A 19,539-nucleotide genomic window follows, 5' to 3' on the forward strand; every position below is an offset into this window, starting at 1 on the left:
GGCGTCGTATTGACGTTCCTGTATGTTGTTCACGTGTGCGTACGAGGACGCCCGAGCGGCGTGAAGCCAGATGGACTTTGCTTGCCTGAGTACCGCCATCCGCGCGGGCATGCACCACAACCAGTGCGTGCTGTGCGGGACGGCGCTGAACACCTATCTCGACGAGCTGCCCTGCCCGCACTGGTTCCTGGTGCCGGGATGGCGCGGTTTTCGCAACCGGACGCTGGCGCGGGTTTTCGAGCTGTTCGACCTTGTCCAGCTGGTCGATTACCTGAAGATCGCCGCCGGCGCCCGGCAGGCGGGCGACCCCGGCATTCCCTGGCGCCGCGGCGAGCGCGATGGTGTCATCGGCATCGCGATCGCTTGGGGACGCCGCGGCTGGGAATTCAGCTACGACCAGCGCGACATCGGCCCCGACGGCCGGGTACGGCGCTTCGTGCTGGCGATCCGCTACGACGAGGTGCTGGTCGACCAGGCGCAGATCGCCGTGGGCGACGGCCGGGTCGTGGTCACGCCCCTGGTTCAGCGCCGGCGCCCGGTGGCGCCGGCCTGAGTCCCCTTTAGAACTTGTACGACACGCCCAGCGCGAAGGTACGGCCCGAGTGGGCGTACAGCAGCGTATCGTTACGCTGCGAATCGCGGCCGTAGCGCAGCGGTTCGTCGGTCAGGTTCGAGCCTTCCAGGCTGACGCGCAGGTTCGGCGTCAGGTTGTACGACATCGAGAAGTCCAGGTTGGTCGCCCCGTCCACGAAGGTGTAGTCGTGGCCGTTCACGTCGCCCAGCACGTTGAACAGGTAGGACGAGCGGTGCGCCGCCGAGACGCGCGCGCTGAACTTCGGATCCTCGTAGTACAGGGTCAGGTTGCCGGCCTTCGGCGACATGCCCACCAGGTTGGCGTCCATCGTCAGCGCCGGCAGGGTCGGGGTGGCGGTGCGCGTGATGTAGGTGATGGTCGACTTCACGCGGGTGTAGTTGGCCAGCAGGCCGAATTTGCTCCACATCCCGGGCAGGAAGTTGAACGGCGCCTGCAGGTTGAACTCGAAGCCCTTCAGCGGGCCGCCCGGCGTATTCGCCGCGCGGCTCACCGTCACCACCGACGCCGGCAGGGTCGGACAGGCCGGGGTGCCGCCGGTTAGCGAGCAGCCGCTGCCGCCGCCGGTGAGCAAGGAATCCGGCAGTCCCAGGGTGTTGTAGGGCACGCGTTCGCTGATGCGCTGGATGTAGGTGTCGATGTCCTTGCGGAAGAAGCCGACCGAGACCATCGCGTTCTTGTCGTAGTACCACTCCGCCTGCAGGTCGTAGGTCTTGGCCCGGATCGGATCGAGCCCCGGGCTGCCGATGCTGACGGTCTGGGCCTGGGTGTTCACCGTCGCGGACGGCGCCAGGTCGACGTATTCGGGCCGCGACAGGGTCTTGCCGGCCGAGAAGCGCAGGAACACGTCGTGCGGCAACTGCGCGGTCAGGTTCAGGGCCGGCAGGTAGTCGCGGTATTTCTTGTCGATGCTGACTTCGGTGAGGGTGCCGCCGCCGTTTACCAGGGCGGCTGCGGTGGCGCGAGTCTCGGCGGCGCGCACGCCGGCATTGCCGCGCAGCGTCACCGGGCCGACGTCGACGTTGAAATCTGCCGACAGGTAGAGCGCATCGATCTTCTCGACCACGCGGCGGTTGGCCTGGGTCAGGAGCTGGTATTCCGAGCCCGGCACGGCGGCGCAGTGGCACTCGATGTCCCACACCTTGCGGAACTTGTCGAGGTCGACCGCCACCCACTGGCTCGGGTAGCCCGAGCCTTCCAGGCCGCGGCCGAAATTGCTGATCATGCGGGTCACGCTGGCCATCTGGAAGCCGGCCGGATTGGGCAGGCCGTTCGGCGCGCCGGAACCGAATTCGAGGTTGGTCCAGGTGTTCTCGCGCATCGAGAGCCCCGAACGCAGGGTCAGGTTCTGGCTGACTTCCCAGCTGGCGCCCACCGCATTGGTCTTGAGGCGGTTACCGGTCTCCAGCTTGCGGCCGACGAACTGGCCGTGCACGGTGCCGTCCGCATCGACCGGGCCCCAGCTGAAGTTGTTCGGGTTGGCCACGTCGATGCCGAAGTTCAGGATCGGGACGTTGCGGTTCTGGCGGAAGTCGAACACGAAGCCGTTGGCGTTCGGCGAATCGATCTGCACGGTGGCGCGCATCGGCGAATCGAGATCCGAGCGCGACACGCCGCTCATGAAGTCGAGCTTGATGGTGTCGGTGAGCTTGTGGCTGCCCGAGAACACGTGCTGGCGGAATGTGGTGTTGTTCACGTCCAGCAGGCCTTCCGAGCGGATGTCCACGCCGTTGAATTTGCCGTACTCCCAGCTGCCGTTGCCGTTGAACGAGGTCTCGAGGATCGAGGTCTGGGGCTTGCCGTTGGCGGCGGCCAGGCTGCGCCCGAAGGAGATGGCCGAGATGTAGTTGTCGTAGCGGTCGTTCTTGAAGTCGCCGCCCAGCAGGTCGAGATTGAGCTCGGTGCCGGCGCGCGGGCGCCACTGGAAGGCCGCGGTCAGGCCGGCGCGCTCGTAGTCGGCCACCGAACGGCGGTAGCGCGGGATGCGCGGGTGGAAGGCGCCCGAGCCCGGCGCCGGGTTGGCGACTGTGCCGCCGTAGTTGTCGGTGCGGCCGAACACGTCGTTGTAGGCGGCGCTGGTCGAGGTGCGCGGCAGGTTGAAGCCGCAGTTGGCGGCCGTGATGCCTTTCGCAGGGGTGTTGGCGGGATTCTGCGGGCTCGCGCCCAGCGGCGAGCAGAAGCCGCCGTCCGAGTTCGCGGTCAGCATTTCCACCGCCTCGTAGCCTTCCTCGGTAGCGTGGCGCTTCGAATAGGCGCCGGAGACCAGGAAGCCGAGCTTGCCGATGCCGGTGTCCCAGCGGTTCGAGTACAGCGCAGTGGCGCGCGGGGCGGGGCGGTGCGCCAGCGTGTTGTAGGTCTGCTGGCCGGCCACCGTGATGGTTTCGCCCTTGAAGTCGAAGGGACGGGCGCCGCGCAGGTCGACGGTGGCGCCGAGCGAGCCTTCCTCGATCGACGCTTCCGAGGTCTTGCGCACTTCCAGGCTGTTGAACAGCTCGGAGGCGAACACCGAGAAGTCGAAGGCGCGCGAGCGGTTGGTGCTGCCGTTGATGTCCGAGGCGCCGGTGGCCGAAATGGCTTCGATGCCGTTGATGCGCACGCGCGTGAAGCCGGCGTTCAGGCCGCGCACGCTGATCTGCTTGCCCTCGCCGCCGTCGCCGCGCGCCAGCGAGACGCCCGGCACGCGCTGCAGCGATTCGGCCAGGTTCGCGTCGGGGAACTTGGCGACGTCCTCGGCCTTGATGACGTCGACGATGCCGTCGGCGTTCTTCTTGTCGTTCAGCGCGCTGTTCAGGCTGGCGCGAAAGCCGGTCACGACCACGGTGTTCTCGGCCGGCGGCGCTTCCTGTTCCTGTGCCTGGGCCTGGCCGAAAAGGGCGGCCACGGCAAGCGCGGTGGCGGTCAAGGGGAATGAAGGGGCGCGCCGGCCTGGGCGGCGCTCGAGGTGGCTCATGTTGTCTCCGGTGTTATCGTTATCTGCCTGCCAGTGAGCTCACGCGGCGTCACTGTGTGTATTTATTCTCGGGCAGATCGGAGAGCTTGCAGAGCCGTGCGCGCCAAACGCTCACGCTGTTGATCTCGATTATTCCGTGCGCATCGTATTGACGAACGTGACGCGACAAACAATCAGATTCTTGATTCGAAGCGGGCTTTTTTGCCTATTTGCCGACGAACAGGAAGCCCACCGCCGCCATGATGCAGGCGAACGCGGCGAGGTGGCGCCACGAGACCGGCTCGCCGAGGACGGTCACCATGAAGATGCCGAACACGACCAGGGCGATCGCTTCCTGCATCACCTTCAGTTGCCCGGCGCTCCAGCCGCTGGCAAAGCCGATGCGGTTGGCGGGGACGGCCAGGCAGTACTCGACGAAGGCGATGGCCCAGCTGATCACGATGACGGTGAGCAGCGGCTTGTGCATGCCGCCCTTCAGGTGCCAGTACCAGGCGATCGTCATGAAGATGTTCGAAGCGGCGAGCAGCAGGAAGGTGGTCATGGATGGAGGTTCAGCCGATCTTCTCGACCGCCTGGCTGGCGACCAGGGGCAGGTAGTCGTGGATGGGGCCGACGCCGGGGATGACGAGATCCGGGTTGACTTCGGCCAGCGGCGCCAGCACGAAGCCGCGCTCGTGCATGCGCGGGTGCGGCACGGTTAGGGTGTCGGTGGCGATCTGCTGGTCGCCGTACAGCAGCAGGTCGAGGTCCAGCGTGCGCGGCGCGTTGCGGTAGGGGCGCTCGCGGCCGTGCGCCTGTTCGATGTCCTGCAGCGCCTTGAGCAGCTCGAAAGGGTCGAAGGCGGTGTCGATGCAGGCCACCGCGTTGATGTAGTCGGGGCCGCTGGAGTCGACCGGCGCGGTGCGGTACAGGCCGGACGTTTCGATGATTGTCGAACCGTCCAGCAGGGCCAGGCGGCGCAGCGCGTCCAGCACGTTGGCCCGGGCGTCGCCCAGGTTGGCGCCGATGCCGACGTAGGCGATCATTCCTCGCCGCCGCCCTGCGGGGTTTGCGCTCCTTCGCCCTCGTTGCGGCGGCGCGGACCGCGGCGCGGCGCGCGCTTGCGCTTCGCGCTTCCTTCGCCGCGGTCGCGCTGGTTGGCGGCCGCCAGCAGGGCTTCGCGCTCGCCGCCTTCGGCCGCATAGAACGCGGTCCACCATTCGCCGACCTCGCCCGGCAGCTCGCCCGATTCGCAGCGCAGCAGCAGGAAGTCGTAGCCGGCGCGGAAGCGCGGGTGCTCGAGCAGCTTGAACGGGGCCTTGCCGGTGCGACGCTCGAAGCGCGGCTGCATGGCCCAGATGTCGCGCATGTCGGTGGCGATGCGGCGCTGCAGGGCCAGGTTCTCGGTCTGGGTCCCCAGCACGTCGTCGGCTGCCAGGTGCAGGGCGGGAATCGGCGATTCGCCGGCGGCGCGGTAGGCATTCCACTTTTCCAGCACCTGGTGCCACAGCAGCGACGCGAACAGGAAGCCCGGCGAGACGCCCTTGCCGGCCTTGACGCGGCCGTCGGTCGATTCCAGGGCGAGCGTCACGAACTTCATGCCGATCGGCTGTTCCAGTACGACGTCCAGCAGCGGCAGCAAGCCGTGGTGCAGGCCGGCCGAGCGCAGCTCCTTCAGGCAGGCCAGCGCGTGGCCCGACAGCAGGAGCTTGAGCATCTCGTCGAACACGCGCGCGGCCGGCACGTTGTCGATCAGCGGGGCCATGACCGGGATCGGGGCGCGCGTGGTCGGCTCGATGGTGAAGCCGAGCTTCGCCGCGAAGCGCACCACGCGCAGCATGCGCACCGGGTCTTCGCGGTAGCGCGCTTCCGGCACGCCGATGATGCGCAGGGTCTTGGCGCGGATGTCCTCGATGCCGCCGTGGTAGTCCAGCACCGTCTGGGTGGCCGGGTCGTAGTACATGGCGTTGATGGTGAAGTCGCGGCGCGCCGCGTCCTCGTGCTGGGGACCGAAGTTGTTGTCGCGCAGGACGCGGCCGTGTTCATCCTTCGGCGCGTTGTCGCTGCCGTTGCCGCGGAAGGTGGTCACTTCCAGCAGGTCCTGGCCGAACATCACGTGCACGATCTGGAAGCGGCGCCCGATGATGAAGGCGCGCCGGAACAGGCGCTTGACCTGCTCGGGCGTGGCGTCGGTGGCGATGTCGAAGTCCTTGGGCTTCACGCCCAGCAGCAGGTCGCGCACGGCGCCGCCGACGACAAAGGCCTTGAAGCCGGCTTCCTGCAGGGTCTGGGTGACCGTGACCGCATTGCGCGACACGTTGCGCGGGTCGATCTTGTGTTCTTCCGGTCCCAGGATGACCGGCTGGGTCGGGTCGCGGCCGTCGTCTTTCACGCCGAGGATCTTGCGGATGAATTTCTTAATCATTGAAGAGATGGATAGTTGGCCAACCCTGCGATTGCGCGTGGGCGGCGAGCTTCGCGCTCGGGTTGGTGGCGACCGGGTGGCTGACGATCGACAGCAGCGGCAGGTCGTTGTGCGAGTCGCTGTAGAAGTGGCAGCGTTCGAAGTCCTCGAAGCGTTTGCCGAGGCGCTCCAGCCAGGCGTGCATGTGGGTGATCTTGCCGGGGCCCGAGGTCGGGGTGCCGAGCAGCCTGCCGGTCAGGTTCCCTGCCGCGTCGTACTCCGGCATGGCCCCGATGTGGTGCTCGACGCCGAAGCGCGCCGCGATCGGCGCCGTGATGTGGTGGTTGGTCGCGGTGATGATGGCCACCAGGTCGCCGGCGTCCTGGTGTTGGCGCACCAGCGCCAGCGCCTTCGGCCGGATCGCGGGTTCGATGACTTCCGCCATGTAGCGCGCGTAGATCGCGTCCAGTTCCGGGCGCGGGAAGCGCGCCAGGGTGCCGAGGGCGAACTCGAGGTATTCCACCGGATCGAGGACGCCGGCATTGTACTGGGCGAAGAATTCGTCGTTACGGCGGCGGAAGGCGGTTTCGTCCACCGCGCCAATGCGGACCAGGAACTCGCCCCATTCGTAATCCGAATCGATCGGCATCAGGGTGTGGTCGAGGTCGAACAGCGCAAGGTTTTTCATTCTTTGGGTTCCGACTGCTGGTTTTCTTGCAGCAACAAATCACGCAGCAGCGGCAGGGTGACGGGACGCTGGGTCTCGAGCGAATACTGGTCGAGGGCGTCCAGCATCGTCGCCAGCGACCGCATGTCGCGCTTGAAGTGAGACAACAAATAGGGTAACACGCTGGCCGACAGCGTCAAACCGCGCGCTTCGGCCGCCTGGGTCAGCGCCGCGATCTTTTCGTCGTCCGACAAGCCCTTGATCTGGTAGATCAGGCCCCAGCCCATGCGCGTACGCAGGTCTTCACGCACCCCCAGCACCGCCGGCGGCACCGGGCCGGTGCTCACCATGTAGGCGCCGTGTTCGCGGATCTGGTTGAACAGGGCGAAGGCGTCGATCTGGCGCCGGGGCGACAGGCGATCGGTATCGTCCAGCAGGTACAGGGTGACGTCCGGGCTGTGCACGAACTGGTCTGCCGGCGCGTCGAAGGGGATGTAGCGCGAGGCCGGGCTGGCGGCCAGCGCCTGCAGCAGGTGGGTCTTGCCGGCGCCTGTATCGCCCCACAGGTAGGCGAAATGCTCGCGCGAAGCACGCTGCGCGAACTGGTGCATCAGGTGCGCCAGTTCGGCATTCTCGCCCACCTGGAAGGTGTCGAGGCTGTGCGCCGGTTCGGCGCCTAAATCGAGCACCAGCTGTTTCATCGCTTCGGGCTCAGGAGAATTGGCATGCTTGTTCTTGTTCTCTTGGCGGTTCTGCCAACAAAATCGGCATTCAAATAGGTAACAATGGTATGCAAATGGGCACACATGGCTTGGACACGGGGCCGTTTTGCTAAAATAGCGGATTGACCAAGGTTTGACGGTCTGCCGCCCCCTATTTTACCGCCTCCGCTGCCAAATACCATGAGCCAACCATCTAATGTTTCCCTCTCCTACCGCGACGCCGGTGTCGACATCGACGCAGGCGATGCCCTGGTCGAAGCGATCAAGCCGTTTGCCAAGCGCACCATGCGCGAAGGCGTGCTCGGCGGCATCGGCGGTTTCGGCGGGCTGTTCGAGATCAGCAAGAAGTACAAGGAACCGGTGCTGGTGTCGGGTACCGACGGTGTCGGCACCAAGCTCAAGCTCGCTTTCGAGCTGAATCGCCACGACACGGTCGGCATCGACCTGGTCGCGATGAGCGTCAACGACATCCTGGTGCAGGGCGCCGAACCGCTGTTCTTCCTCGACTACTTCGCCTGCGGCAAGCTGGACGTGGCGACCGCCACCGCCGTGGTCAAGGGCATCGCCGAAGGCTGCGAACAGTCCGGCTGCGCCCTGCTGGGCGGCGAGACCGCCGAGATGCCGGGCATGTACCCGGACGGCGAATACGACCTGGCCGGCTTCGCCGTCGGCGCGGTCGAGAAGTCGCAGATCATCGACGGCAGCAAGATCGTCCCGGGCGACGTGGTGCTGGGCCTGGCCTCGTCGGGCATCCACTCCAACGGCTACTCGCTGGTGCGTAAGATCATCTCGGTCGCCAATCCCGACCTGGAAGCCGACTTCCACGGCCGCAAGCTGGCCGACGTGCTGATGGCGCCGACCCGCCTGTACGTCAAGCCGCTGCTGGCGCTGATGGGGTCGATGGAAGTGAAGGGCCTGGTGCACATCACCGGTGGCGGCCTGGTCGAGAACATCCCGCGCGTGCTGGCCGAGAACCTGACCGCGGTGCTGGATGCCAAGGCCTGGGAAATGCCGCCGCTGTTCAAGTGGCTGCAGCAGCACGGCGGCGTGGCCGACGCCGAGATGCACCGCGTGTTCAACTGCGGTATCGGCATGACCGTGATCGTCTCGAAGGAAAACGCGGATGCCGCCATGGCGCAGCTGCAGGCGGCTGGCGAGACCGTGTACCGCATCGGCGAGATCCGTGCGCGCGAAGAAGGCCAGGCGCAGACCGTCGTGCAGTAATTCGCCGTCGATTGACGCAGGAACGGGCGCCGCGGCGCCCGTTTTGTTTTGGGGACTACTGCGCAGCCTTGTCCCCGATGTGCTTCGCCAGGAATTTCTCGACCCGCGTCCAGAAATCGAAGCGCGTTGCCGGCTGGCTCCAGCCGTGTCCCTCCTCCGGGTAGACGACCCATTCGACCTGCTGGTTGTGCTTCTTCACCGCGTCGCGGAGCTTGGTGCCGTGGTAGAGCGGCACGCGCCGGTCTACCGCCCCATAGGCCATCAGCAGCGGCTGGGTGATGCGCGCCGCCTGTTCGATCGGCGAAGTGGCCTTGAACTGGGCGGCGTCCTTGACCTGGTCGCCGATCAGGACCGGCATGCCGTGCACCTTGAAGTCTTCCTGCAGGTCCGACTCGAAGCTCCAGTGTCCGTCGTACAGCAGGTTGATGTCGGTGACGCCCACCCAGTTGATGCCGCACTTGTAGAGATCGGGGTCGTTTACCAGGCCCATCAGGGTAGCGTAGCCGCCGTAGCTGGCGCCGGCGATGCAGATGCGTTTCGGGTCGGCGATGCCCTGCGCGATGGCCCAGCGCGCGGCGTCGGCGATGTCGTCCTGCATCGCCAGGCCCCATTGCTTCCAGCCTGCCTGGAAGTGCGCCTGGCCGTAGCCGAGGCTGCCGCGGAAGTCGGGCTCCACCACCGCATAGCCGCGCGAGGCAAGGAATTGCGTCTCCGGATCCCAGCCCCAGTGATTGCCTCGCAGGTAAGGGCCGCCGTGCACCAGCACCACCAGCGGCAGGTTCTTCTTGCTGCCTGCCGGGATCGTGAGCAGGGCCGGGATCTCGCGGCCGTCCCGGGCCTTGTAGCGCACCGGGTCCTGCCGTGCCATGCGGCGCGGATCGATGCCTTCACGGCTCGTGCCGACCGGGTTGAGTTCCCCGGTCTTCAGGTTGTACAGGTTGTAGAACCGCGGCCGCAGGTCCGAATACGACGCGACCAGCACCCACGGTGCATCGGGATTGGAAGCCGGAGAGATCAGGTTGGAGGTGGCGGGCAGCAGCTTGTCCACCTTCTGCTGGACCACCTGCATGTCCTTGTCGAACCAGACGCTGGTCAGGCCATCGGTCTCGATGTTCACGCCGAGCAGCTTGCCGCGCTGGCTGACCAGGCTGCCGGTGAAGTCATACCCCCGCGTGACGAGCACCGGTTCCGGGTCGATCTTCCCGGCCGCCAGGTCGAACCTGTACAGCGAGGACGTATCGCTGCCGCCTTGGGCGCGCACGTACAGCGTGCCGTCACTGCCGAAGCCGACCGGGGAGAACGCCTCCTTGCTGTCTGTGTAGGTGGCGAACTGCGCGATCGTGCGCCAGTTGCCGCTCGCCGGTTCGCGGTAATGGATGGTGGTGGTGGCGCCTTCGGAATGGAAGGCCAGTCGCGGCTCGCCCGCGTTGTCGAGCATCCAGCCATCCACCGGCCCTGGCCGCGGTATCGACTGCGTGCGGCCGGTCACGGTGTCGAGGCGCAGCAGTTCCGTCGTTCGCACCAGGCCCCTGTCGTTGAACTTGACGCTGGTGACGTACACCGCGTCGGAGTCCTGGGCGCCGCGCTGGCCGAGCATGAACGTGTGCCAGGGCAGGATGTGGCGCTCGATGCGGCCGGCGCCTTCGACGATCCCTTCGTTGCCGCGCCGGTGCGCCAGCTGGCGCAGCTTCTCGCCGTCGCGGTCCACCGCATACAGCCCGCTGGCCAGGACCCGGCCGCCGGGTCCGACCTGCTTGTCGGTGACATTGAAGACCAGCCGGTTGTCGTTGACCCACTGGAAGTCGAGGATGTCGGCGTCCTTGTAGCCGGCCACGATCTTGCCCTTCTTTTCCTGCAGGTCGACCACGATCAGCATGTCGCGCCGGCCCGGCGCACCGGTCAGGGCCGCGAGGTAGCGGCCGCTCGGCGACAGGGCGGCGTGCTCCATCAGCGGGTTCGAGAAGAAGGTCTCGACCGGCGGCGGCGCATCCTGGGCGTGGGACGGAAGGACGGCGGCACCGGCCGCCGCCAGCGCGAGGCAGAGTCGCGCGCAGAGCGTGGATAAGGCGGTAGTCATGGTCTCGTTCAGCTTGTCGTTATTGCCGGACGCCGAGGCGTCCGTCTTGTCTTGCTATTTCGCCGCACCCGCGCCGATGTGTTTGTCGAGGAAGCGCTCGACGCGGCCCCAGAAGTCGATGTTGTTCTTCTCCAGTGCCCAGCCGTGGCCTTCTTCCGGATACTCGACCCATTCGACGTTCTTGTTGGTCTTCATGACCGCGTTGCGGAATTCGGTGCCATGGTTGATTGGCACGCGCCGGTCGACGCCACCGTAGGCAAGCAGCACCGGCTGGGTGATGCGGGCCGCCTGCCGAAGCGGGGAGGTGGCCTGGAACTGGGCCGCGTCCTTGACCGGGTCGCCCACCATTTCCGGCATGCCGTAGGCCTTGTACTCGTCCGAGGTGTCGTTGGTGAAGCTCCAGCCGCCGTTGTACAGCAGGTTGATGTCGGTGACGCCGATCCAGTTGATGCCGCATTTGTACAGGTCCGGATCCTTCACCAGGCCCATCAGGGTGGCGTAGCCGCCGTAGCTGGCGCCGGCAATGCACACGCGCGACCCGTCGGCGATGCCCTGGCCAACCGCCCAGCGCACGCCGTCGGCAATGTCGTCCTGCATCGCCAGTCCCCACTGCTTGAAGCCTGCCTTGAAGTGCTTGATGCCGAAGCCCTTGCTGCCGCGGAATTCCGGTTCCAGCACCGCGTAGCCGCGCGAGGCCAGGAACTGCGTTTCGCTGTTCCAGCCCCAGGATGCCCCGCGCGCATAAGGGCCGCCGTGCACCATCACCACCATCGGCAGGTTCTTCTTTGCGCCCCCGGGCGGCAGGGTGAGCAGGGCCGGGATCTCGAGGCCGTCGCGTGCCTTGTAGCGCACGAACTGCTGGCGACCCATCTGCGCCGGCTTGATGTCCGGCCTGCTGTCGGCGACCTTGTTCAGCTGTTTGGTCTGCACGTTGTACAGCGAGTAGGTGCCGGGGATGGCATCCGAGTACGAGCTCACCAGGACCCAGGGCGTTTCGCCGCGCGCCGGCACGCTGATCATGTTGATGGTGGCGGGCAGCAGCTTGTCCAGCTCGGCCTGCACCGCCTTCATGCCGGGATCGAACCATTCGTTCGATACCGCATCGGTGCGGAAGCTGATGCCCAGCACCTTGTCGCGGTTCACGATCAGGCCACCGTCGAAGTCGAAACCGGCGGTCATCACGAGCGGTCGCGGGTCGATCTTGCCGCTGACGATGTCGAAAATGTGGACAGCCGTCGTTTCGCGTCCGCCGCTGCGTGCCAGCACGTACAGGTTGCCTTCCGGAGTGAAGCCGAGCGGCTGCAGCGCCTTGCTGCCGTCGCCGAAGGCGGGATAGCTTGCCAGCACGCGCCAGGCGCCGCTCTCCGGGTCGCGGTAGTGCAGGGTGATCGTGTCCTTCTCGAAGCCCGTGGCCAGGCGCGGCTCGCCCTTGTGGTCGAGCATCCAGCCCTGCACGTTGCCCGGCCGCGGTACGGTCTGGGTGAAGCCGGTCAGGGTGTTCAGGCGCAGCAGGTCAACGCTGCGCACGTCGCCGGTGGTGTCGAAGATCGGGCTCGTGACGTACACGTAGTCGGAGTCGCGCGTGCCGGCCTGGGGGAGCAGGTAGGTATGCCAGGGCAGCACCTTGCGGGTGGCCCGGGAGCCGTGTGCGCTGCCCCAGCCGGTGCGGTCGGCCAGCTCGACGAACTTCTGGCCGTCGCGGTCGATCGCATACAGGCCGGGAGCGTAGCGCTTGTTGCCGAGGCCGACGTTCTTTTCCTGGGTGGTGAAGACCAGGCGTTCGTTGTTGATCCAGCGGATGTGGCCGACGTCCGCATCGTTGTAAGAGGCGATGACCTTGGCGCTGTTGTTCGACAGGTCGACGACGGCTAGGGAGTCGCGCTTGCCTGGCGCACCCAGGCGCACGGCCAGGAAGTGGGCGTCCGGCGACAGCACGGCGCCGCCGAATGGGGAATTGCCGAAGAAGCTGGCGATGGACGGCAGCGCAGCCGGGACCGGCGCCTGCGCATCGGCATGGACCGGCAGGGTGCAGGCGAGTGCGACGGCGGAGGCGAGCGCAGCGCAGCGCAGGGAGCGGAGTAGCGAAGTGTGCATGGATCTCTGTTCGGTTGTCGTCTTGGACGCGGGACGCTTTCCCGCAGCCGCTCGACAATAACAGTCTTGCCATCGGAAAAACACCCGCAATACCGATGTCATGCATACGGCATGCCTGCCGTGGCGCATACGCCTCAGGGCTTGCCCGCTGTCTCTTCCTCGGGCGCCCGGATGTAATCCACCATGCCCATGCTCGCATGGCTCGGCGGTGCGCTCAGCAGGCTGCCGACCACTGTGGCCAGCAGGCCCGCCGGCACCCCGAACACGCCGGCCGCCAGCGGCTGGATGCCGAGCCAGGACTGGTCCAGGCTGCCGCCCAGGGTCGGGCTGGCGCGCAGCATGTACCACAGGCAGACCAGGAAGCCGGTGACCATGCCCGCCATCGCTCCCATGTGGTTGGCGCGCTTCCAGAACACGCCCAGCACCAGCACCGGAAAAAGCGTCGAACCGGCGAGCGAGAACGCCGCGCCGACCAGGGACAGGATGTCGGCGGGTTTCTGCGAGGCGGTATAGGCCGCGATGAAGGCGACCGCCAGCAGCAGCAGCTTGGAGATCGTCACCCGCTTCTGGGTCGAGGCGCCCGGATCGACCATCTTGTAGTACACGTCGTGCGAGAGCGCGTTGGAAATCGCCAGCAGCAGGCCGTCGGCCGTGGACAGCGCCGCGGCCAGGCCGCCGGCCGCCACCAGGCCCGAGATCACGTAGGGCAGGCCGCCGATCTCGGGCGTGGCCAGCACCAGCACGTCGGCGTCGATCGCGATCTCGGCCAGCTGCACCACGCCGTCGCGGTTGACGTCGGCGATGCTGAGCAGGGGACTGACCTTGTCCACGCTGGCCCAGTACGAGACCCAGGTGGGCAGCGACGAGAAATCGCTGCCCACCAGTGCGGTATAGATGTCGTACTTGGCCAGCACCGCCAGCGCCGGGATGGTCAGGTAGATCAACAGGATGAAGAACAGGGTCCAGAACACCGACACCCGGGTCTCGTTCACCGAGGGCGTGGTATAGGCGCGCATCAGGATGTGGGGCAGGGCGGCGGTGCCGAACATCAGGCAGAACACCACGGCCAGGAAGTTGTTGCGGCGCTTGTCCGATTCCTCTTCGGTGGCGCCGGGGAAGGGCACCGTGTGCGGCACCGGCGGGCGGGCGCGCGCCAGGTTGGCGTCGCGCTGCTCGAGCCACAGGGCGCGCGCCTCGTCGGCCGAACCGGGATAGGTGTTCAGGGCGCGCTCGGCCTGGCGCACCTCGACCAGCGAGGCATTGCTGGCGCGTACCGCGGCCAGGTTGCGCTGCGCTTCCAGCTGGCCCGTCTCCCACGAGGCCGGCAGGGCGGCCAGGCGCGCCGCGTATTCGTCGGCACGGCGCCGGAACTCGGCCCGCACCTGTTCCTCGCGCGGGTCCTTTTCCAGCTGCTGCTCGCGCGCGGCCAGCTTCTGTAACAGCGAGCCATAGGCCACCTGGGGAATGGGATTGTCGGCATGCTTGGCCGCTAGCCAGATGCTCGGGATCAAAAAGGCGACCAGCAGGATGATGTACTGGGCCACCTGGGTCCAGGTGATGCCGCGCATCCCGCCTAGGAACGAGCAGACCAGGATCGAGGCCAGGCCCAGGAAGATCCCGACCGAGAAATCGACGCCGGTGAAGCGCGAGGCGATCAGGCCGACCGCGTAGATCTGGGCCACCACGTAGGTGAAGGAGACCAGGATGGTGGCGGCCACCGCCAGCGCCCGCACCGGCCCGCCGCGTCCGCCGGCGCCGCCGCCGTAGCGCACCGCCAGGAAGTCGGGGATGGTGTATTGCCCGAACTTGCGCAGGTAGGGCGCGATGAGCAGGGCCACCAGCACGAAGCCGCCGGTCCAGCCCATGATGTAGGCCAGCCCGTCGAAGCCGTACAGGTACAGGCCGCCGGCCAGGCTGATGAAGCTGGCCGCCGAGATCCAGTCGGCCGCCGTGGCCATGCCGTTGAACAGGGCCGGCACGCGCCGCCCGGCCACGTAGTATTCGGTGACGTTCGAGGTGCGCGCCACCACGCCGATGGTGGCGTAGAGGACGATGGTCGCGAACATGAAGATGTAGCCGATCCACAGGCGCGGCATGCCTTCCTGCTCGAGCAGGGCCAGCGCCAGCAGGAACAGGGCGAAGCAGGCGGTATACCAGAGGTAGTAGCGCGACAGCTTGCGGAAGTAGGGCGGCTTGTTCGCGCTCATGCGCTCTCCCGCGCGGCGTCGGGGTACAGGCGGTCGAGCCGGCGCATGCGCCAGGCGTAGAACACGATCACGGCGAGCGACACCAGCGACGCTCCTTGAGCCGCCATGTAGAAGGACATGGGCCAGCCGAACAGGGTGAAGCGCGACAGCTCGCGCGCGAAGAACACGGTGCAAAAGCCCGTGCACAGCCACACCACCAGCAGCGCCGCGGTCAGCCGGCGCGTCGCCTGCCAGTGCGCGGCGCGGGCGGCGGCCAGGCGCGCGTGCGGATCGCTCGGCGTAGGCGGGGAATCAGTCGGCATCGATGGGTTCATGGACAGGAGGCGGGAAGGTCAGGCGGAACAGGCTGCCGGGATACTTGGACGAGTGGCTGCGCGGGTTGTTGAAGATGTCGATCTCGGCGCCGTGCTGCTGCGCGATCTCGCGCACGATCGCCAGCCCCAGGCCGCTGCCCTGCACGTTGCTGCCGAGGATGCGGTAGAAGCGTTCGAACACGTTGGCACGCTCGCTCGGCGCGATGCCGGGACCGGTGTCCTCGACTTCGAGCAGGGCGTGTTCTCCGTCGCGCCGCACCCGCACCGTCACGCTGCCGCCCTGCGGGGTGTAGCGCAGCGCGTTGTCGATCAGGTTCGACAGCAGTTCGCGCAGCATCAGCGCGTTGCCGGCGATGTGCAGGGTTTCGTGCGCAGGCGCATCGGGCGATTCGTAGCCGAGGTCGATGCCATGCGCGAACGAGGCCTGCACCCAGTCCTGCACGGTGGCGCGGGCCAGCTGGGCCAGGTCGATTTCCTCGAAAGCGAGGCCGGCATGCGGCTGGTTCTCGGCGCGGGCCAGGGCCAGCAGCTGGTTGACCAGGCGCGTGGCCGATTCCGAGCTCTTGGCCAGCTGCTCGAGCGAGCGGTGGATCTCGCCCGGGTCGACCTGGCGCAGCGCCAGCTCCGACTGCATGCGCATGCCGGCCAGCGGGGTCTTCATCTGGTGCGCGGCGTCGGCGATGAAGCGCTTCTGCATCTCGACGGTCTGGGCCAGGCGCTCGAGCATGTCGTTGAAGGAGCCGACCAGCGGCGAGATCTCTTCCGGCACCTGGCGCGGGTCGATCGGCGACAGGTCGTCCTGCGGGCGCGCGCGGATGCGCTCCTGCAGCTCGGCCAGCGGGGACAGGCCGCGCGACAGCGCGAACCAGACCAGCGCCAGGATCACCGGCAGGATGATGAACTGGGGCAGGATCACGCCCTTGATGATCTCGTTGGCCAGGTGGGCGCGCTTGTCGAGGGTTTCTGCGACCTGCACCAGGGCCAGGCTGGGGGGCGTGCCCGTTGGACGCGCGCGCAGCGGATCGAGGTTGACCCAGGAATAGGCGACGCGTACCGGCGTGCCGTGGATGTTGTCATTGCGGAAGAGCACGGCGCCGCCGTGGGCGCCTTCCTCGAGCATGCCCTTGCGCGGGCGCGGCAGGTCGCGGTCGCCGTCGAGGTGGGCGCCGTCCGGCCCGCTGATCTGGAAGTAGACGCTGTCGACGTCGTCGGCGCGCAGCACGTCGGTCGCGCTGCCGGGCAGCTGCACCTCGGGCCGGCCGGCCACCGTGCGGATCTGCTGCGACAGCACGGTGACGCGGTCTTCCAGCGCGTCGTCGAAAGGCTGGTTGGCGATCGACTTGGCCACCAGGTAGGTAATCGCGATGCTCATCGGCCACAGCAGCAGCAGCGGGGCCAGCATCCAGTCGAGGATCTCGCCGAACAGCGAATGGCGGATGTTCTCGTCGGGCTCGGGATTGGGCGGGACCCAAGGCCGGCGCTCGGCGGGCAGGGACGCGTCCTGCCCCGCGCCCGGAGGCGTGTCGGCAAGCCCGGCGTCGCGCTCGTTCACTTGTTCTCTGGAGCCGTCGCGCGCGGGACGTCGGAGTATTTTTCGAGGCAGTAGCCGAGGCCGCGCACGGTGGCGATGCGCACGCCGCCGACCTCGATTTTCTTGCGCAGGCGGTGCACGTAGACCTCGATGGCGTTGTTCGAGACTTCCTCGCCCCATTCGCACAGGTGGTCGACCAGCTGCTCCTTCGAGACCAGGCGCCCGGTGCGCGCCAGCAGCACTTCCAGCAGGCCGAGCTCGCGCGCCGACAGGTCGAGCATCTGGTCGTTGATGTAGGCGCTGCGGCCGACCTGGTCGTACACCAGCGGGCCGTGGCGGACCACGGCCGGGCCGCCGCCGGCGCCGCGGCGGGTGAGGGCGCGCACCCGCGCCTCCAGCTCGGACAGGGCGAAAGGCTTGGCCATGTAGTCGTCGGCGCCGAGGTCGAGGCCCTCGACGCGCTGCTCGACCGAGTCGGCGGCGGTGAGGATCAGTACCGGCAGCAGCGAGGAACGCGCGCGCAGGCGGCGCAGCACTTCCAGGCCGGACAGCTTGGGCAGGCCAAGGTCGAGGATCAGGAGGTCGAACTCCTGGGTGGACAGGGCCGTATCGGCATCCTGGCCGTTCTTGACGCAATCGATGGCATAGCCGGACTGGCGCAGGGAACGTGTTAGCCCATCGGCAAGTACGCTATCATCTTCGGCGAGCAGAATTCGCATGGGACCACCTTCGGTATTTCGTTAGACCTTTGACAGGCCCTATTGTGTTTGATTTATCGCAACAATGCGAGTCTTACAGACAGCAACACCGCGACTTTTTTCGCTTGCCTAAACCACTGGATTTATATACAGTAGTGGCTTGATTCCGCTTGTTCAAACCACTGAGTTTTTATACAGTAGTGACCTTGATTTGCGTGGTAGCGCCCCTACCTTGCCTACTCCACAGCTGAAAGTACACCATGGACGACAAAAAAACCGCAGTAAACGCCGCTGAAAAGGGCAAGGCGCTGGCCGCCGCCCTGGCGCAAATTGAAAAGCAGTTCGGCAAGGGCTCGGTCATGCGCATGGACACCAGCGCACCGGTCGAGGAAGTCCAGACTGTTTCTACCGGCTCGCTGGGCCTGGACATCGCGCTGGGCGTCGGTGGCCTGCCGCGCGGCCGTATCGTCGAGATCTACGGTCCGGAATCGTCGGGTAAAACCACCCTGACGCTGCAGACCATCGCCCAGATGCAGAAACTGGGCGGCACCTGCGCCTTCATCGACGCCGAGCACGCGCTTGACGTGACCTATGCGCAAAAACTGGGCATCAACCTGGGCGACCTGCTGATCTCGCAGCCGGACACCGGCGAGCAAGCCCTCGAAATCACCGACGCGCTGGTGCGTTCGGGCTCGGTCGACCTCGTGGTCATCGACTCGGTGGCGGCACTGACCCCGCGCGCCGAAATCGAAGGCGACATGGGCGACTCGCTGCCGGGCCTGCAGGCGCGACTGATGTCGCAGGCGCTGCGCAAGCTGACCGGCTCGATCAACCGTACCAATACCCTGGTCATCTTCATCAACCAGATCCGTATGAAGATCGGCGTGATGTTCGGCAGCCCGGAAACCACCACCGGCGGTAACGCGCTGAAGTTCTACGCCTCGGTGCGCATGGACATCCGCCGTACCGGCTCGATCAAGTCGGGCGACGAAGTGATCGGTAACGAAACCAAGGTCAAGGTCGTCAAGAACAAGATCGCGCCGCCGTTCAAGGAAGCCCACTTCGACATCCTGTACGGAGAAGGCACCTCGCGCGAAGGCGAAATCCTGGATCTGGGCGCCGACAACAAGATCGTCGAGAAGTCGGGTTCGTGGTACAGCTATAACGGTGAACGCATCGGCCAGGGCAAGGACAACGCCCGTCAGTTCCTGAAAGAGCGTCCGGCACTGGCACGCGAAATCGAGAACAAGGTCCGTGCTGCGCTGGGCGTGCGCGAGCTGCCGCCGGTCCTGGCTGCTGTCGAAGACAGCGGCAAGGACAAGCTGAAGGCAGTCGGCGAGTAATCGCCGGGCTTGTAGAGTGCCTATGCCTGCACCCCAGCTGAGCTTGAAAGCGCGCGCGCTTCGCTACTTGTCGATGCGCGAGCACAGCCGGCTCGAGCTGGGGCGCAAGCTGGCCCGTTATGCCGAGGAGGGCGATGACGTGGAAGCCCTCCTGGATTTCCTTGAGAAGAACAATTGGCTGTCGCAGGAGCGTTTTGCCGAATCCCTGATCCACAGGAAGGCAAGCCGCTTCGGCAATAGCCGCGTGATGGCCGAGCTGCAAAGCCACGGCGTCAACGGTGAAGCGCTGGATGAGATCAAGGCCGCGCTCGCCGACAGCGAAACCGCACGCGCCGCCGAAGTCTGGCGGCGCAAGTTCGGCACCGTCGCCGCCGATGCGGCTGAGCGTGCCAAGCAGATGCGTTTCATGCTGCAGCGTGGTTTCTCCCAACGCGCTGCACGGATCGCAATGCAGGGCGCTCCCGACGACGACGAGCTGTAAACAGGCTGGAGTTCGAGCCTGTTGCCCTGACGAGCCGGCCTGGCCCCAGGCTTGCTCTGACGATATGCCAGGCGTGGCCGCAGGCCTGATGTATCACCCTTCGATTCTTGCGCTCCCTATATAGAGAAGCATGGCTCCGGCGCCAGCGTGGAGCGTCATCCCCGATATGCCCAGGCATATTCCTCAACGGACGATGGCGCTGCACGCTGGCGCTGTGCGTTTACGGAGCGACTGCGGCGTGCCGCTGTCGAGATTG

General features: G+C 66.5%; 16 protein-coding genes. 4 read left to right on the plus strand and 12 right to left on the minus strand.

Annotation, left to right across the window (positions count from 1 at the left end; genetic code table 11):
* The first annotated feature begins 70 nt into the window (after positions 1 to 70).
* Complete coding sequence (locus ACK6C6_RS00700; RefSeq protein WP_409265395.1) at positions 71 to 553, plus strand: hypothetical protein; 483 nt, start codon at positions 71 to 73, stop codon at positions 551 to 553.
* A gap of 7 nt (positions 554 to 560) precedes the next feature.
* Here ACK6C6_RS00700 and ACK6C6_RS00705 read toward each other — a convergent pair whose 3' ends face one another.
* The 6 genes from ACK6C6_RS00705 to hda form a co-directional block, all read right to left on the minus strand.
* Positions 561 to 3,542 carry a TonB-dependent receptor gene (locus ACK6C6_RS00705; protein ID WP_409265396.1) on the minus strand — a complete coding sequence of 994 codons (2,982 nt, stop codon included), beginning with the start codon at positions 3,540 to 3,542 and terminating at the stop codon, positions 561 to 563.
* Positions 3,543 to 3,747: 205 nt separating this feature from the next.
* A complete protein-coding gene (locus tag ACK6C6_RS00710) occupies positions 3,748 to 4,083 on the minus strand; it encodes a DMT family protein (protein ID WP_409265397.1) in 336 nt (111 codons plus the stop codon).
* Between the two features lie 10 nt (positions 4,084 to 4,093).
* Positions 4,094 to 4,567: a 2-amino-4-hydroxy-6-hydroxymethyldihydropteridine diphosphokinase gene (gene folK, locus ACK6C6_RS00715; protein WP_036213248.1), complete on the minus strand. Its 474-nt coding sequence runs from the start codon at positions 4,565 to 4,567 to the stop codon at positions 4,094 to 4,096.
* Positions 4,564 to 5,946, minus strand: a complete 1,383-nt coding sequence (gene pcnB, locus ACK6C6_RS00720; RefSeq protein WP_209587184.1) for a polynucleotide adenylyltransferase PcnB — start codon at positions 5,944 to 5,946, stop codon at positions 4,564 to 4,566. The genes folK and pcnB overlap by 4 nt, the downstream gene beginning before the upstream one ends.
* On the minus strand, positions 5,939 to 6,613 hold the full coding sequence (locus ACK6C6_RS00725; protein WP_036213244.1) for an HAD family phosphatase: 675 nt from the start codon (positions 6,611 to 6,613) through the stop codon (positions 5,939 to 5,941). Before ACK6C6_RS00725 ends, pcnB begins: the two co-directional genes overlap by 8 nt.
* Positions 6,610 to 7,293: a DnaA regulatory inactivator Hda gene (gene hda, locus ACK6C6_RS00730; protein WP_036213241.1), complete on the minus strand. Its 684-nt coding sequence runs from the start codon at positions 7,291 to 7,293 to the stop codon at positions 6,610 to 6,612. The genes ACK6C6_RS00725 and hda overlap by 4 nt, the downstream gene beginning before the upstream one ends.
* A 201-nt stretch (positions 7,294 to 7,494) precedes the next feature.
* Here hda and purM point away from each other — a divergent pair, with 201 nt between their 5' ends.
* Positions 7,495 to 8,538 carry a phosphoribosylformylglycinamidine cyclo-ligase gene (gene purM / locus ACK6C6_RS00735; protein ID WP_027866607.1) on the plus strand — a complete coding sequence of 348 codons (1,044 nt, stop codon included), beginning with the start codon at positions 7,495 to 7,497 and terminating at the stop codon, positions 8,536 to 8,538.
* 55 nt (positions 8,539 to 8,593) lie between these two features.
* On the opposite strand, the gene ACK6C6_RS00740 is transcribed toward purM, so the two are convergent.
* The 6 genes from ACK6C6_RS00740 to ACK6C6_RS00765 form a co-directional block, all read right to left on the minus strand.
* The gene (locus tag ACK6C6_RS00740) at positions 8,594 to 10,615 is read right to left on the minus strand and encodes an alpha/beta hydrolase family protein (RefSeq protein WP_409265398.1); all 2,022 of its coding nucleotides are present in this window, start codon (positions 10,613 to 10,615) and stop codon (positions 8,594 to 8,596) included.
* Between the two features lie 54 nt (positions 10,616 to 10,669).
* On the minus strand, positions 10,670 to 12,709 hold the full coding sequence (locus ACK6C6_RS00745; RefSeq protein WP_409265399.1) for an alpha/beta hydrolase family protein: 2,040 nt from the start codon (positions 12,707 to 12,709) through the stop codon (positions 10,670 to 10,672).
* Positions 12,710 to 12,843: 134 nt separating this feature from the next.
* On the minus strand, positions 12,844 to 14,916 hold the full coding sequence (locus ACK6C6_RS00750; protein ID WP_409265401.1) for a sodium:solute symporter family protein: 2,073 nt from the start codon (positions 14,914 to 14,916) through the stop codon (positions 12,844 to 12,846).
* Positions 14,913 to 15,218: a DUF4212 domain-containing protein gene (locus tag ACK6C6_RS00755; protein ID WP_051996750.1), complete on the minus strand. Its 306-nt coding sequence runs from the start codon at positions 15,216 to 15,218 to the stop codon at positions 14,913 to 14,915. The genes ACK6C6_RS00750 and ACK6C6_RS00755 overlap by 4 nt, the downstream gene beginning before the upstream one ends.
* Positions 15,208 to 16,782 carry a sensor histidine kinase gene (locus tag ACK6C6_RS00760; protein WP_409265402.1) on the minus strand — a complete coding sequence of 525 codons (1,575 nt, stop codon included), beginning with the start codon at positions 16,780 to 16,782 and terminating at the stop codon, positions 15,208 to 15,210. Before ACK6C6_RS00760 ends, ACK6C6_RS00755 begins: the two co-directional genes overlap by 11 nt.
* On the minus strand, positions 16,779 to 17,480 hold the full coding sequence (locus tag ACK6C6_RS00765) for a response regulator (protein WP_409265404.1): 702 nt from the start codon (positions 17,478 to 17,480) through the stop codon (positions 16,779 to 16,781). The genes ACK6C6_RS00760 and ACK6C6_RS00765 overlap by 4 nt, the downstream gene beginning before the upstream one ends.
* A 239-nt stretch (positions 17,481 to 17,719) precedes the next feature.
* Here ACK6C6_RS00765 and recA point away from each other — a divergent pair, with 239 nt between their 5' ends.
* Complete coding sequence (gene recA / locus ACK6C6_RS00770) at positions 17,720 to 18,802, plus strand: recombinase RecA (protein WP_281910773.1); 1,083 nt, start codon at positions 17,720 to 17,722, stop codon at positions 18,800 to 18,802.
* A gap of 22 nt (positions 18,803 to 18,824) precedes the next feature.
* Entirely contained in the window at positions 18,825 to 19,283 is a 459-nt protein-coding gene (gene recX, locus ACK6C6_RS00775) for a recombination regulator RecX (protein ID WP_409265405.1), read from the plus strand.
* Positions 19,284 to 19,539 lie beyond the last annotated feature (256 nt).

The sequence above is a fragment of the Massilia sp. BHUDP2 genome (assembly GCF_046236355.1).
GTDB classification, from domain to species: Bacteria; Pseudomonadota; Gammaproteobacteria; order Burkholderiales; family Burkholderiaceae_D; genus Telluria; species Telluria varians.